General features: G+C 46.4%; 15 protein-coding genes and 1 riboswitch. Of the genes, 5 read left to right on the forward strand and 10 right to left on the reverse strand.

Translation table 11 applies throughout. The annotated features are described in order from the left end of the window. Positions 1-112 precede the first annotated feature (112 nt). Entirely contained in the window at positions 113-331 is a 219-nt protein-coding gene (locus tag QUB25_RS21930; protein WP_333186048.1) for a hypothetical protein, read from the reverse strand. Continuing rightward, complete coding sequence (locus QUB25_RS21935) at positions 321-533, reverse strand: helix-turn-helix domain-containing protein (RefSeq protein WP_242715747.1); 213 nt, start codon at positions 531-533, stop codon at positions 321-323. The genes QUB25_RS21930 and QUB25_RS21935 overlap by 11 nt, the downstream gene beginning before the upstream one ends. A gap of 384 nt (positions 534-917) precedes the next feature. Here QUB25_RS21935 and QUB25_RS21940 point away from each other — a divergent pair, with 384 nt between their 5' ends. Then, positions 918-1523 (forward strand): DUF3038 domain-containing protein, encoded by a 606-nt coding sequence (locus QUB25_RS21940; protein WP_333044296.1) that lies wholly within the window; start codon positions 918-920, stop codon positions 1521-1523. Between the two features lie 178 nt (positions 1524-1701). Next, complete coding sequence (locus QUB25_RS21945; RefSeq protein ID WP_333186051.1) at positions 1702-3297, forward strand: DUF4335 domain-containing protein; 1596 nt, start codon at positions 1702-1704, stop codon at positions 3295-3297. Between the two features lie 267 nt (positions 3298-3564). On the opposite strand, the gene QUB25_RS21950 is transcribed toward QUB25_RS21945, so the two are convergent. The 3 genes from QUB25_RS21950 to QUB25_RS21960 all read right to left on the reverse strand — a co-directional run bounded on the left by QUB25_RS21950 (position 3565) and on the right by QUB25_RS21960 (position 6513). Next, positions 3565-3948, reverse strand: a complete 384-nt coding sequence (locus QUB25_RS21950; protein ID WP_333186052.1) for a VanZ family protein — start codon at positions 3946-3948, stop codon at positions 3565-3567. A gap of 122 nt (positions 3949-4070) precedes the next feature. Further along, the gene (locus QUB25_RS21955) at positions 4071-5429 is read right to left on the reverse strand and encodes a DUF3370 domain-containing protein (RefSeq protein WP_333186055.1); all 1359 of its coding nucleotides are present in this window, start codon (positions 5427-5429) and stop codon (positions 4071-4073) included. A gap of 160 nt (positions 5430-5589) precedes the next feature. Further along, entirely contained in the window at positions 5590-6513 is a 924-nt protein-coding gene (locus tag QUB25_RS21960) for a nucleoside hydrolase (protein WP_333186057.1), read from the reverse strand. Positions 6514-6592: 79 nt separating this feature from the next. On the opposite strand from QUB25_RS21960, the gene QUB25_RS21965 reads away from it, so the two are divergent. Together QUB25_RS21965 and QUB25_RS21970 are read left to right on the forward strand one after the other, a co-directional pair. Further along, a complete protein-coding gene (locus QUB25_RS21965; protein ID WP_333186060.1) occupies positions 6593-8554 on the forward strand; it encodes a S9 family peptidase in 1962 nt (653 codons plus the stop codon). A 214-nt stretch (positions 8555-8768) separates the two neighbouring features. Beyond that, entirely contained in the window at positions 8769-8987 is a 219-nt protein-coding gene (locus QUB25_RS21970; RefSeq protein WP_333062291.1) for a hypothetical protein, read from the forward strand. A 215-nt stretch (positions 8988-9202) separates the two neighbouring features. Here the strand turns inward: QUB25_RS21970 and QUB25_RS21975 are convergent, their stop codons facing one another. The 4 genes from QUB25_RS21975 to ntrB form a co-directional block, all read right to left on the reverse strand. Continuing rightward, complete coding sequence (locus tag QUB25_RS21975; protein ID WP_333186063.1) at positions 9203-9988, reverse strand: universal stress protein; 786 nt, start codon at positions 9986-9988, stop codon at positions 9203-9205. A gap of 46 nt (positions 9989-10034) precedes the next feature. Then, entirely contained in the window at positions 10035-10874 is an 840-nt protein-coding gene (locus QUB25_RS21980) for a nitrate ABC transporter ATP-binding protein (RefSeq protein WP_333186066.1), read from the reverse strand. Between the two features lie 152 nt (positions 10875-11026). Continuing rightward, the gene (locus QUB25_RS21985) at positions 11027-12457 is read right to left on the reverse strand and encodes an ABC transporter substrate-binding protein (protein ID WP_333186069.1); all 1431 of its coding nucleotides are present in this window, start codon (positions 12455-12457) and stop codon (positions 11027-11029) included. 117 nt (positions 12458-12574) lie between these two features. Continuing rightward, complete coding sequence (gene ntrB / locus QUB25_RS21990) at positions 12575-13423, reverse strand: nitrate ABC transporter permease (RefSeq protein WP_333062283.1); 849 nt, start codon at positions 13421-13423, stop codon at positions 12575-12577. Positions 13424-13523: 100 nt separating this feature from the next. Continuing rightward, a riboswitch (cyclic di-AMP (ydaO/yuaA leader) is annotated at positions 13524-13719 on the reverse strand. Between the two features lie 213 nt (positions 13720-13932). Here ntrB and QUB25_RS21995 point away from each other — a divergent pair. After that, complete coding sequence (locus tag QUB25_RS21995) at positions 13933-15126, forward strand: sensor histidine kinase (RefSeq protein WP_333186071.1); 1194 nt, start codon at positions 13933-13935, stop codon at positions 15124-15126. Positions 15127-15310: 184 nt separating this feature from the next. Here QUB25_RS21995 and QUB25_RS22000 read toward each other — a convergent pair whose 3' ends face one another. Next, a complete protein-coding gene (locus QUB25_RS22000; RefSeq protein ID WP_333186074.1) occupies positions 15311-15478 on the reverse strand; it encodes a hypothetical protein in 168 nt (55 codons plus the stop codon). Between the last annotated feature and the right edge of the window lie 43 nt (positions 15479-15521).

Below are 15521 nucleotides of genomic sequence, written 5' to 3' on the forward strand. Positions count from 1 at the left end.
TTTGACAATTTTCGAGATCGACTATTAGCTTGCTTTTCTAATTAGTCTTTCTTATCACCGCCAACCCAGAAGACCCGCAACTCCTGACATTTTTCTTTCTTATGTTTGGGTACTAATTTACAACACAGACACCTACTAACTGTAGCACTACTTTAGGAAATTGGTATAACTCACGTCCCCAATATTGCCTATTTTCTTTTTTTATTATGGGAGAAAGACCAAACACATCCATTAAAACATCGTGTTCTTCATTCTCTTCTGCATAAATTTTTTCGGTAAATGAGTTTTGGTATCTTGCTAAAATTTGATCGAGTCTTCTTTCAGTCATCATCAATTACCAGATCAGCTAGACTAACGGATAATGCCTTGGCTATTTTGCTGGCATTAAGCAGCGTTATATTCCGTTCACCTCGTTCAACTGAACCAATATAGGTGCGATGTAATTCAGATAGTTCTGCAAGCTGATCTTGAGAAAGATTTCTGAGCTTTCTGAAATGTCTAACTTTTTTACCAAATTGCTCCGTAATATCCATAGATGGCGCAAGATGAAGCAATGACAACTATAATCTGACAGACTATAAGTAGCGACAGACTATAAGTAGCATTTGAGATCGCTAGGATCTTTGCATTGTTATAAGTCCCGATAGTTTCAAAGCACTGATTTGATTTCGGTCACTCTGTGGCGTAGGATGGTTAGAAGTAAAAATCTATGGGTTGTGCGGATTGCGATCGATCGAACTTGAAACCGCAACTTTTAGCCCGCAACTCCGTCCAGCAGTTAGGATTGCCGGAATCAAAGCAACGAGCTATGGAGACAACTTAACAGATGTGCTGTTGCCCACAGGCCCAAAAGCTTTAATCAGTGCATACTGTTTGATATCCTGCCTCAACCAGTCTTAATTTCCCGTGCTGAAGCCATGCGCTCGACCGTAAAGTCCTCCGCTCCCACAAACGAAACGGGCCCATCTCCCAACTGGGAAGAATTGACCCAAAAAGCACCAGAACCTACCCAGTTGGACAACATTAAAGCCCAACTGGATTTAGTGCTGTTAGCCCTAGAAGCACTGGCAGAAATTGGCTCAGAGGCGATGCTCAAGGTAGCAGCCGAACTGAATTTAGAGCCAATGGTAGCCGATCGGGTAGCTTTGTGGCGGCTGCGCCAATCTAACCCGCTGCGGAAAGGCCACGGAGGGCGCAAAAAACTCGATGTGGAGGAAGCTCGATCGCTCGTTTTGATAAGCTGTCATTTGGCAAAACAGCACCAAGCTTTAATCCGCCGCGCTGTTGCTTTGCTGGAACAAATGGCAGAGCAAAACCGCGAACCTCACACAATCGCTTTGCTGGGAGATTATATTGACAGGTTCAGCAACACTTATGGCTCGCGCATGGAAGATGCAGAAAATTTATCCGCCCGAGAGTTGACTGATTTGGCCCTCAAACTCCTGATCGATTTGCTGTTTTACAGCAGTCCCGGCGGCCACCGCCGCCTCTGGCTGGCTCTTCTAGACCGCGCTAAGAATTAAACAACAGTCAGTAGTCAGTAGTCAATAGTCAGTAGTCAATAGTCAGTAGTCAGTAGTTAACAGACTTTCGACTCTAAGAATTAAACAACAGTCAACAGTCAACAGTCAACGGTCAACAGTCACCAGTCAACAGCCAACAGTCAACAGTCAACAGTCAACAGTCAACAGACTTTCTGCTATGGTTCTCAAACGGTACACGCCCCCCACTTGCACGCTGGAAATTACAGCCAAAAGTTCGCCTCTATCTCGCTGGGCGGGCCAACCGGTGTTTAAATCTTTAAGTTTCGAGCTGCGACTCGACGACCCCAGGCTGCCAGATACCCAACACGTTACTCTCAGGGGCGATCGAATTCAACTCGAAACCCTCCACGAAGCTGTTAGCACCTACGTCCAAAACTTGCTCGGCGAATCCCGCGATTGGGAAAGCAACCTCAACTCTCAAACAAGCCGTATCCCTGCGGGCCCAGACTCGCCAGAAGTCGCGCGTAATGCCGTTATATTTGATCGATCCGTCCACACTTCCGAACTAGCAACCTCCGCCCCGAACACTGCCTACCTTCCGGTTCCCCCCCGCTTAGAGCCCCGCGGCTTGCTCGCCCACAACTTGTTTTTAGGCTCTTTGAGCGCCGCAGAATCCGGGCCAGTAGTTCCCTTGAGCACCCTGCAACTGTTTGACTTGGCCACTGCACTAGATGACTGCGCCGCCGAAGTGATGGCGCTTCCCAACCTCAACCGCGAACCCCGACAAACGCTGTCCTCACCCTGGCTCAAGGTCGCAGCAATGATGGTCGCCAGCGCGGGCCTGACGACAGGAATTATCAAAATGCTCGATCGGGCCGCCACCTCTCCGCAAACCGCCACAGCCCCCGCTCCCGCCCCCGCCAATCCACAACTCGCCCCCGCTCCCGGAAACCCCCAGTTAGGTGTCGGCGTCTCCCCCAGTCCAGTTCCCGCCCTACCGACATCCCCAGCACCAACACCCGCAGCCACACCCGGTTTACCGCCCCTGCCGCCCCCGCCCATCAACACCGCCGCCTCCCCCAGCCCCAGCTTGCCTCCCATCGCCCTCGCCCCAACTCCCCCCACCAACAGACCCAGCCCTATCCAGCAGCCACCCCTGCTATTTCCCCCCAACGGCAGCACAGCCAGCGCCCCACAGAGCGCCCCAGCTTTCCCTCAAGGGCAAACAATCACTATTCCCGCCCCGGAAGAACCGCCCATTTCCGCCCCCCAAGCACCCGCACCAGTACCCTACGTGCTGCCCCCCCTACCGCCGAGACTAGCTCCCGCCGTACCGCCCCCCCTGCCGCCCTCCCTGTCTGCTTCCCGATTTCCCGTTCCCCCGCCGCAACCCTCCCCCCGCCCCATCGAGCCGATTGTCCCCCCCGCCAGTACCGAGCTCCCACCTCTTGAGGACGCTCAACCCCCAGCCGAGCCCGAGGACAACAACCAGGCCGCGGCGAGTCAAAAAAACCGCACTTTATTTGATACAATTCCTCAAGTTTCAGAAGCTAGAACTTACTTTGAGGAACGCTGGAAGCCTCCAGAAGGAATGGAACAAACTTTGGAATACAGCGTGCTGATCGATGAAAATGGGTCAGTTCAAAGTGTTGTGCCGATGGGAAAAGCAGCAGCAGATTATATCGAGCAAATTAATATGCCATTAGCCGGCGAGCCATTTGTTTCTGCCGTTTCTAATGGCAAAAACCCGAAAATTCGAGTTGTTTTGCGACCGAACGGTCGAGTACAAACCTTTTTGGAAGAGAGTGATTAAACGCTCTCAAACACATTGTCGAGAGTGGAAATCCCGGTTAATTGCTAATCTTAAACAAGTTCAAAAAAATTTAATTTTTAACGGCGACCGCAGCAGCCAGCGTATTGACATTTGCTCCCCTTTGTGCTGCAAATATCTCTTTACCCGTGCGCGCAAAGTCACCAGTAAAAAAAGTGGCTGACACTCGTCAACCGGTTCGCATTGTGCACTCTAGAAACTTCCTTCTTCTTTCTTCCTTTTTCCTTCTTCCTTCTTCCTTCTATATCATCAATGCCATTTTTTTCTATCCCAAACTTCTCCAATCCAATAAAAAACTGCAATCCCCCCAAAACTAAATAAAAAATCTTCAATACTAGCACTGCGATTTGGTAAAATCGCTTGCAGCATTTCTTCGGCAGCAGTGAACATAGTAAAAATTGCGGGCCCGAAAGGAATTGAATAATTAAACAAATTGATATTTTTTTTTCCAGTTGCTCTGTGGCACAGAAAAGATGCTATTCCGTACAAAATAAAGTGGCCGAGTTTGTCATAAGGCGGATGAGCTAGAGGAAAGTTGACTAATTTCCCCGTACCTGCTAAAAGCATGATACTGAGAAGAATTAAAACGTACACAAAACAAGCAATAATCCAGAATCTTTTTGATAAGTTCATCTTGTTTTTTACCAATACCGACTAGGGACAAATCAATTCCGCGCAGCGCAAAAATAAAAAAAATCTGGTTAATTACGCATTGTCTTTGTAGGCAGATGCCTACCCGTAGAAGCCGCTAAAACTTAATTTGTTTTCACTGTCAAAACTTGTGGCGGCGACGAATCGGGCGGATAAATAAAATCTACTTCTACAAGTCGCTTTTCTCCCGATTTCATCTCTAATTTTACCAAAGGTTCTCCCTGCTGTCCCCGCCGCTGCACTAAATGCACGTACCGAGTTTGAGGCACTTTATTGTCATCAGTATAGCGCACTCTGACCGTCCCCCTAAAAAAAGTTTGAGGGGCCGGAGGTTCTAAAAAACTAAGTCCTCCTGAAGTTAATTTGTCTGTCTTAATTGGAGTTTGAATGGCGACAGTTACAGTTTGATTTTTGCTGGTAAAATTGTACAGCGGCAAGCTGAGACTGTATTGAATTCCGTAATTGCCGTGGGCGCGGTATGCTGTATCTTGGTAGCGGACTAGCATCCTCGCACTTTGCACTTGATTTGTACCCAGCATTCCGCGCGGGAGGCTGCTTAATGGGTAGGAAAATGCTGTTCCGGGTTGGGGAATTGCTAGGTTTGAGGTGGCGGGGTTGTCTGAGAGAAGTGCTCGCCATTCTGAACCTAATGCTACACCGGCAACTCGGCCGTAAATTAGTTGGCCTTCGGTGATTTCTGGCGGTGTGGGAGCTCGATCGCGCGGCCCGGCTATATTACCATTGTCTAATAAGTTTTGCCATTCTGCTAAGTTGGGCGATCGCTCGTTTCCCTGTCCGTTTTCCTCTGGGTCAACTCGGGCAAACATCGCCAGACTGGCAAGATAGACTATACCATCGCTGCGTAACCGCATCAAGGTCGATCGACCGTTTAGCGGCGGTACCAATCCCCGCACCGGTATCGGATGATTCATCAACAGTTCGCTTTTTCCCGGTGGAATAATTAACCCCTGCCCAAAGTCTGACTGTCTCCTTCCTCTCAGAATATCATTCACAGCGCGGCTTCCCGGCCCGGCGTAAATATTACTGTTTGAATTATCGACTTGTGGCGGCAATTCAATAAAAGGTGCATCGGGCTGACTGAGATAACTCGCAGCTTGCAATATATCTAATTTTACAGGTTTATTGCCAGGATTGTAAACAATTACTCCTTGATACAATGTTCGCAAATCTTCCGGCGAAGGTGCGCGGGCTATGTGGTGGGCAAATATGTCGAAACGTCCTTGAAACGGAAAGTTTAAATGTGCAGCAGGAAATCTTTTACCATCCGGGGGAAATGTCGAAAGCAAAATTCCTTCTTGCAGCACTACTTCGGGACTATTGCTGTTAAATACTGGTATGTTGTCTAACTGTCCGGGGAGAGGTCGCACTTCTTGAATTTGAACTATTTCTTGAGGTACGGGAGGAGTTTGGGTTAAGGGGATAATTGATATAATTGGCAGCATTTTTTGATGTTTTGCATTTTTGAGATGAGATTTTTTTTAACCGCAGAGGGCGCAGAGGGCGCAGAGGAAGAGAAGGAAGAGAAGAGAAGGTAAATCTTCGTGTCATGGCGGATTTGGTACGGAGATTTGGCGCACTCGTTCCTAGCAGATAAGGTGATTTTTACCTTGCCCACTGTTGTAATATGTAATCGTAAAATTTGGCGGTGTCTACTGTATGCATTGCTTGAATTGGTCGCCCTCCACTTTTAAGTTTGGTGCGTCCTTGGCTGATGCCTTTGGTAATGATTTCTGTTTCCCATTCTCGCAGTTTGTAAAATTCTGGATGCGCTAAATAAGCCGTTGCCAAAATGTCCCAAAAATAGTAATCTTGAGATATTGCTAGGGCATAACACTGTCCTGCTAAGTCGGAAATTGGATATTGGCGCTGTTTTGCTAAGAGATTGGAAAATTCTACAGTCAGCGGTACATTATTAGTGATATCTAAAGGACACATGACAACGGGAATTTGGGTTTGCCAAATTCTATCGATTGCTATCGGGTCCCAGTAAGCATTCCATTCCGCTGACATATCTTGTCCGGGTTCCATATCTTTGCTAACATTGCCCGTAACATTGAGGGCGCCTCCCATCCAGACAATTTCTTGAATTTTGCTTTCAATTTCTGGCGCGATATCTAAAGCTTGCGCTACAGTTGTTAACGGCCCCGTTACCATTAATGTGACTGGTGCGGCTGCATCTTGCAAAACTCGCACCATAAAGTTTTGTCCGGGTTCTGATATTAACGGCGTGTCAATGGTTCCTTTTTCATTTAGAATGGGAAGTCGATCGACTGCAAAGGAATCTCGCCGAAATAACACCGGAAATGGATTCAGTCCCCGCACCGTACTCGCCGCCACTGGAACTTCTGAACGCCCCATCAAATCGAGGATTTTGCGCGTTGCACTCACAGCCGGTTGAATGTAGCAGTCCGCAGGAGTTACAATTACTCCCAGAGTTTCGACTTCCTCCATTGTCATTAGCAACACGACTGAGAGATAGTCGTCAACTGCACCGTCGTGATCCATGAGTACGAGTTTTTTTGACATTTTGCTTCCCCAGTGACTGAAGTAGTGTAAAGTACAAATATTAATTTTTTTGTGCGAGAAACACAACTGCCTCAACTATATGAATAAAGTATCACCTTACGGGTCTTGGAAATCGCCTATTTCTTCGGATTTAATTGTTTCTGGAACGGTCGGACTCGGACAAATTGCTATTGACGGCGATGATATTTACTGGGTTGAGGGAAGGCCTTCGGAAGCGGGAAGAAGCGTCCTCGTGCGGCGCACTCCTGAGGGTAAAATCAGCGACGTGACACCGCATCCTTTTAATGTTCGCACTCGCGTTAACGAATACGGCGGCGCTGCTTTTGCAGTTGCTGGCGGTGTTGTCTATTTTTCTCATTTTGCCGACCAACGTATTTATACTCAAACATTAAATTCTCAACCAGAACCTCTGACACCTACTGCTAATTCTCGCTATGCAGATGCGATAGTTGACAAGCAAAGAAATCGCCTGATTTGCGTGCGCGAAGACCATGCAGGTGAGGGTGAACCTGTCAATACTATTGTTAGCATTAATTTAGATAACGGCGAAGATATTCAAATCTTAACTCAGGGCAATGATTTTTATGCTTCCCCTCGTTTGAGTCCAGACGGTTCTCAACTTTCCTGGATTTGTTGGAACCATCCAAATATGCCGTGGGATGGCACAGAATTGTGGGTAGCAGAAATTAATGCTGACGGTTCTTTAGGGGAAAAATACTTAGTTGCTGGCGGGGTTGATGAGTCGATTTTTCAACCGGAATGGTCGCCCGATGGAGTTTTGTATTTTGTTTCTGACAAGTCTAACTGGTGGAATTTCTACCGCTGGCAATCTAGAACTCCCCTCAATCCCTCCTTGGTAAGGGGGGAAGCAGAGATAGAAACCAGCTTGTGCGAAATGGCGGCTGAGTTCGGACTTCCTCAGTGGGTTTTTGGAATGTCTACTTATGCCATTGTCTCGGAAAGCAAAATTATTTGTACCTACACTCAGCAAGGCCAGTGGCATTTAGCGAGTCTCGATTTAACGACTAAGCAGTTGACAACAATTGAGACACCTTACACGGATATTTCGTCTGTCAAAGGGCGGGGGAAAACTGTGGTTTTTCTGGCAGGTTCGCCGACTGAATCTACTGCTATTGTACAACTAAATCTAGCAACAAATAAACTAGAAATATTGCGCCAATCGAGCAATTTAAGCATCAATCCGGGTTATCTTTCTGTACCGGAACCAATTGAATTCCCCACGGAAAACAATTTGACTGCTTTCGGTTTCTTCTATCCTCCGAAAAATCAAGATTTCGCAGCACCTGCGGGTGAAAAACCGCCGCTTGTTGTCAAAAGTCACGGCGGCCCCACTGCTGCTACTTCTAGCAGCATGAATTTGAAAATTCAATATTGGACGAGTCGCGGTTTTGCCGTGCTCGATGTTAATTACGGCGGCAGCACTGGTTACGGCCGAGAATACAGAAAAAGACTGCTAGATAGTTGGGGAATTGTCGATGTTGACGACTGCGCTAACGGTGCTAAATATTTAGCTCAAAAAGGTTTAGTTGATGGCGAAAGAATGGCGATCGCCGGAGGCAGCGCAGGTGGGTACACTACTCTGTGCGCTCTTACTTTCCGCGATGTGTTTAAAGCGGGTGCTAGCTATTATGGAGTTAGCGATTTGGAAGCTTTGGCCACGGATACTCACAAGTTTGAAGCACGCTATCTGGATGGATTGATCGGGCCTTATCCTGAAAGAAAAGATTTGTATGTAGCTCGTTCGCCTATTCATTCCGCCGAACGTTTATCTTGTCCCGTTATCTTTTTTCAAGGATTAGAAGATAAAGTGGTTCCGCCCAATCAAGCGGAAATGATGGTAGAAATATTGAAAGCTAAAGGTTTGCCGGTTGCTTATGTTGCTTATGAAGGGGAACACCACGGTTTTCGCCGCGCTGAAAATATCAAAAGAACTCTTGACGGCGAATTCTATTTCTATTCCCGGGTGTTTAAGTTTGAGTTAGCTGAACCTGTAGAGGAAGTGGTGATTTTCAATCTTTAGAAAACATCAAGTTTGCAGTTGCTCGGTCTTCCCTAAAACGCACCTGCAAGCTTTATCAGAATTTGCCAATTTTTAATGTGATTTACTTCACAAATTTTGCTGTTTATTGTCACACGTTTAAAGGCAATACAGCTATAAATTTTTATAGTGCGATCGCCTTTTGTTGCCCTAGAAACGCCCGATCGCCCGATCGTCGCGTAGAGAGTCAATTACTATGCAAACTCCTGTCCACCTGATTCCATCTGCTTTGGGCGAGCTGTTTGCCGAAGTGAATCAAAATGGCTACATTACTCTAGCCGATAGGTATGGTTTGATGGCTGCTATTTTTGACGAAAATTTGACTGAGGAAGACAAACGCTCGATCGATCGGCTGCTGCGCTCTGTGTGCCGGGGAAGGATAAAATTAGTTAACGAATTGTCTACGGTCAGATAAGTTCCGATAATTTTCCTTGACTAGAATTTTGAGAATCTCCACAATCAAAAAAAGTCCTAATTGTCTCATAATTAGGACTTCGAGCGAGAAAACCATTTTTAATTTTTGATCGGTATAGAACTTACGCAAAAAAAGGTTGGGCGCGCCAATTATAGTCATAGGGTGCGCCTAGCGCACCTTACATAATTAGATTCTGACCCAACGAGCGAACAAGTTTAACGTGCAGGTATAGTAGTCGCTAACTGTAACTTGCTCAAATTTTCTTCAGGCTGAACATCCATGTGATAGCTGAGTGCCGAAGGAATCCCGAGTACGCAGCAGGGAAAATTATTGCCTAGTTCCCTAACCAGCCGATGGTTGGCAGAACCACAGCCCAAGAACAGTAAATTGGCTGATTCTAATTCAACCACATTTCTCAGTTCTGTAGCAACCCGCCCGATGCGTAAATGAGCTTTGAATAAACCGCGCCACTCCTCAGCCAAACAGCGCGCTTGCCACAGCAACTTATCTGCTACCTCGTACTCATTATTTTGACCGTAAATAGCTTGAAAATAATGCGGATCTACCCAATTTTTTTGCTGGGATACCAATGGGATTTCGGTTGGTAAAGCGAGCGCAGGCGCTGCACAACTAAGGGCGAATGTTTCCTCTAAATCAGACACTTTCTGCTGTGCAGCCAAGGCATTTGCTACAGCAACTTTGCAAGTATCTTCGCGGTAATTTTTTGGCGATTCGTCGATCACGTATACGACTTGAACCGTGACTTCTTTAGTTGTTACGAAACGAGTTTGATGCGCCATCCAAAGGGTAATATCCAGAGCTATTTGACTTTGGGGAGAACTGTTGTAACCGACAATAAAATTGATAGTTTTTGCCTGTTTTGGGGATTTTGATTTCTTAGAAACTGGTAAGGTTGGCTCCGGCAGCAACACCATTTCTTCTGCTAAATTTTGGTATCCCAATGCACTTTCAAAACGCGCTAACATTGTTTTGAGATTCACAGGCTTAACCTCTCTTAAGTAAATTGTTATGTCAATCCGTCGGGTGTTATTCGTCTTGAGTAAAGTAGCGATCGAGAAAATTCAAAGCATAGTTGCGGATTTCGTAATACTCCTTCGATTCCCGCAACTCTTGGCGATCGCGCGGGCGCGCAAACGGCACTGACAAAACTTCACCTATCGTCGCAGCCGGGCCGTTTGTCATCAGCACAATGCGATCGGACATATAAATAGCTTCATCCACATCGTGAGTAATCATCATTGCAGCTTGTCTGTGATTTTCCCAAATATCCAGCACCTGTTTCTGCAACTTGCCGCGAGTTAGAGCATCCAGCGCTCCAAACGGTTCGTCCATTAATAACATTTTTGGTCGAATCGCCAAAGCTCGCGCAATCCCAACCCGCTGTTTCATGCCTCCTGAAATTTCGTCTGGATATTTATCGGCTGCTGCCGTTAAGTTTACCATTGCTAGGTGTTCGTTGACAAGACTAATCTTCTCCGGGCGGCTAAGACTTCGCAAAACTTCATCAACTGCCAGCCGAATATTTTCCCGCACCGTCAGCCAAGGCAGCAATCCGTAGTGCTGAAATACCATCATGCGATCGGCTCCAGGTTTGCGAATTTCTTTTCCTTCCAGTGTCACCATTCCCGCGCTCTGTTTTTCCAAACCTGCCACTATTTTTAGCAGTGTTGATTTGCCGCAACCCGAGTGACCGATTACCGAAATATATTCGTTTTCTCCAATACTTAAATTGATATTTTCCAAGACGCTAAATTCGCTACCGTCAGCACTTTTATACGACTTGAACAAGTTGTTAATCTCCAGAAATTCAGGGTGCTTCTGGACTTGGCTGCTGGCTTCGAGAGAAGTAGAAAAGTATTGAGTCACGGTATTCTCCTAAAAAGTAGTAAAGTGTTAATTTGATTTCCTTACGGTGGCGTAATTTCTAAAATATTTTAGTCTGTTTCAACCGACTTTAGCTATTAGCGAGGGACTTAGATCCCTGGGGGGACGGTCGGAAAAGCGCAAGATGTCAAACATTAAGACTGAAAAAAAGACTGAGGGCGGTTGGCTCGGATTTCAAAACTCTTCAAATAGCCCACCGGATCGCTAGGATCGAATGCCTTTTTATCAATAAAAAGTTCCGCCGGTTCTACTTGGTAATCCTCCTGGGGACAATCGATCCCCATTTCGGCAACAATCTTGCGGTAAAGGTCGGTTCTCCAAGCTTTTTTAGCTAATTCCTCAGCATTTTTTGGAACCTCCTTAATCTGTCCCCAGCGAGCGGCTTGAGTCATCAACCAAATACTCTGAGACTGCCACATAAATGTTGAATGATTTCCGGGTATTTGAGGTAAGTTCTTAGGAATGTCATAGAAAATAGTTGCATCTTCCGATTGTATGGTGCGGTCTTTTTCGTCAAACCCTCCATAGTTGTAGTCGCCAACTATTGCCGGTCGCGTAAATTTGTCGATCGCCCCTTTTTTCGGTCTCGCCCCCGTAAACGATCGCTCAGTCAGCAGCTCCGATATTTCACTGCGATTTTCCGGCTTGCTGCAATACTGACAAGCTTCCACCATTGCCTTAACCAGCGAGTAATAAGTCTTGGGATTTTCCTTAATGAATGATTCCATTACTCCCAAAAGGCGATCGGGATGTCCCAGCCAAACTTCCTTCCCTTGCACGAAGGTAAAACCCACTCCCAAATTGCCTTGAATTGCCCGCGTATTCCAAGGTTCGGCCACCATGTAAGCCTGCATGGCGCCAATCCTGATGTTTGTTACCATCTGCGGCGGCGGCACAATAATTACCCGAAATTCTTTGAACGGATCGACACCGGCAGCCGCCGATATGTAGCGGACAAAGTATTCGTAAATAGCAGAACTCAGAACCACTGCCCAAACCCTGTTTTCCGACGGCTGACTGTCAAAAAAGGCTCGAAATTGTTTGCCAAATTCTTCCAAATTGCCGTTGTATTCGTGCCACGGGCGCAAACCGGAATCCCACATAGCTTTGTTCATCGTCATGGCGTTGCCGTGGCGGTGAATTGTCATTGCCGCGCACAGTGGTGCGTGGCGCGCTCCTTCGGCGCCAACTCGGGCGTTTGTGACGGCGCCGGATACGACTGGGGAGGCGTCGAGCCGGCCGAAGATTACGCCGTCCCGGGAGGTTGCCCAGCTTGCTTCGCGGTTGAGTTGGACGTTTAAACCGTATTTGCGGAAAAAGCCTTTTTTCCAGGCGATCGCAAATGGTGCACAATCGTTAACCGGCACGTATCCTACGGTTAAATTTGGTTTTTCTAAGGTTCGGGAATCGACAACCGGCTTTACGGCTGAGGCTTCTTCCGTGAGTCCTTTTGCCGATCGATCCGCGCTAATTCCACAACCAGATAAAGCCATTCCCGCCGCCGCCGCTCCCATTCCTTGCAAAAACTCTCGGCGGTTCCATTCATTGGAAAACTTATCACTCATATTTAATTTGACTAATGACTGTTAAATGTTGACTGTTAACTGTTGATTGTTGACTGTTGACTGTTAACTGTTGACAACAGGCAACTGCTTGCCTAACAACTGCCAATTGACTAATGACTAATGATTAATGATTGATCGATGCGTTACCAACTCCTGAACTTTGTCAACAGCAGCGTCGAGCAACAATCCAGTTATGCCAATTACCAACACCGCTAAAAATACCGAGCTCAGATTCAAACGGCTCCACTCATCCCAGACAAAAAAGCCAATTCCCACACCGCCTGTCAGCATTTCCACCGCCACAATCACCAGCCAAGCAATCCCCAAACTAATCCGCAAACCTGTAAAAACGTATGGCAAACTGGCCGGCCAAATTATTTTGGTAATCCGCCTCCAGCGGGGCATTTCCAACACTTGCGCCACATCCAGATAATCCTGGGAAACGCTAGAAACTCCCAAAGCAGTGTTGATAATTGTCGGCCACAAAGACGTGATGAATATGACAAAAATTGCCGACGGCTCTGCTAAATTAAAAATCGATAAAGCTATCGGCAGCCACGCTAGCGGCGACACGGGTTTAAAGATTTGAATCAGCGGATTGAGCGCCATCATGGCCGGTTTCGACATCCCGATCGTAAATCCCACGGGAATCGCCACTGCTGCGCCCAGGAAAAATCCCACCAACACCCGTCGCAAACTCGCTAGCAGCAGCCAGCCAATGCCTAAATCTCCAGGCCCGCGCTGATAAAATGGATGCAATATGTAATCTAAATTAGCTATAAACGCCTGATAGGGAGTGGGAATCAAATCGCTTTTGAAGCTGGCAACAATCCACCACAAGCCAAGAATTCCCAAAAAACCCGCAGCAGGTAACAAAACAGCATCTCGGATGACAACGGGTTTTACACGCTTCCACGTTGCAACTCCTGCAAGTGCGATCGCAGATAAATTAAGCTGTATGAACATTTCAATCTCCTTCAGAGTCAGGGCAGGTACAAGAATCTTGAACAATACCAACCTGAGACACTGACGAAGCCAAACAATCTTTTTCAGAACATTTGGCTTTTCAGTCTCTTCTCAATGCCTGCGAAGTTAGCTGACGGGCTAGGACTGAGAGATGTCCTTCTCTTTAGATTTCAAAATCAAAAATTACACTTAAATTTGGCAATTTAGAAATTTTTAACTTTGCTTTATAATTCTGTCGAGATTCGCCCCGAAAATTGGTTCCTCCGCTCCAGCTACACGCTTGGTTTGATCGCTTGGTTCGATCGCGCATTGATGGATTAGGCTTGACGTTTTAAGCCAATTTAACTTAAGCTAGCACGACCATTTAATTTTGTCAATATGTCTTTAGAAGTAGCTATTAGCGCTCGGCGAAGCCCAAAAAAAGTTGACAAACTATTCAAAAATTTAATTATTAAACTAACCTAGAGAGATAAAATGCGATCGCTGACTTGATTTATATATTAAGGGCCATGATTGATTTTAGCCAAGCGCTACAAGATAAAATTGACCTAATTACCCAAAACTGGATCGAAGCTGTTCGCGCCGAGGAGCAAATCCAAACCGCCAAACAACTCACCTACGATTCCGTGTGCGACAGCCTTCCCATCGTACTGCAAGCGATGGTAACTATGCTGTCCCAATCAGAAGACAGCGACACTGGGACAGTCATAGAAGAAAGTTTACAGCACGGGACTGTCAGGGCAAAACAAGGTTACGATGCCCAAGAAATTGCGCGGGAATACCGCTTGCTGCGGAGGGTAATTTTCGATGCTTTAGAGCCAGAATTGGTAAAAGGCTCGGGCGCTGAAGTGAGCCGAGCTTACCGCTTAATTGACAGTGCTATCGACGAAGCAATTGCTGATTGTTTCCAAACCTATACCCAGGCAAGATTCCAAGAACTACAGGAGTTGCAAAACCACTTGCAACTTACAAATCAAGAGCTGACTCGCTTAGTTCGCACCAGTCAAGAGAATCTATCTCACTTAGCTCACGAATTGAAAACTCCCCTCACCTCTATTATTGGTTACTCAGAATTGTTTTTGCGCCAAAGAAACAGTTCTCCAATTAGAGATTCTGTTCCCAATTTGGCACATATTGATAAAGTCCTCAGCAACGGCAGACGCTTACTTAGATTAATTAACGATACTCTCGAAATCTCGCGCTACGACGCGGGCCGCATAAAATTGCAGCTAACTGCTACAAATGTGCGATCGGCGATCGGCACTGTTGTCGAAATAATCGAGCCTTTGGCTAAAGAAAAAAATTTAGAGATCGTCGTTGAGTGCACTCCGCTTCTCGATCAAGTTATGACAGATTACTTGCGCTTGCAGCAAATTATCACCAACTTAACGAGCAACGCCATCCGCTACACCCAAGCTGGTACTATTACCATAAAAACCGAATTATTGTCAGACGAACAGTGGAGTCTCTGCATCAGCGATACAGGAATTGGCATTGCTTCAGAAGACTGCGATCGAATTTTTCAACCCTATTTTCGAGCCAACAGCTCCCTGGGTTCTAGCATTCCTGACACTACCGGCTTAGGGCTAGCAATTGTCGTTCGATTAGTCAACCTCTTGCAAGGTAAAATCGAATTAGTTTCTGAAGTAGGAGTTGGCTCCTCTTTCACTGTAATTTTTCCCTTAGAATTGGATGGAGTTTAGATTACTGTTAACTGTTGACTGTTGACTGTTGACTGTTAACTAATGACTAATGCCCAATGCCCAATGCCCAATGCCCAATGCCCAATGCCCAATGCCCAATGCCCAATGACTAATGACTAATGACTTCTTCAAATCAGAAACCGAAGAGTTACATAAATAGCCGCAGTTATTAATTGCACTGCCATCACAGGCAGCCCGTAACGCAAAAAAGTTTGAAAAGAAATCCGGCGCCCGTGCAGTCAAAACTAGCCGCCGGCAACAAAACTGCATCTCGGATGACAACGGGTTTTACCCGCTTCCACGTTGCAACTCCTGCAAGTGCGATCGCAGATAAATTAAGCTGTATCAACATTTCAATCTCCTTCAGAGTCAGGGCAGGTACAAAAATCTTGAAC

Origin of the sequence: Microcoleus sp. B3-D7 (assembly GCF_036705305.1) — a bacterium.
Lineage (GTDB): Bacteria > Cyanobacteriota > Cyanobacteriia > Cyanobacteriales > Microcoleaceae > Microcoleus.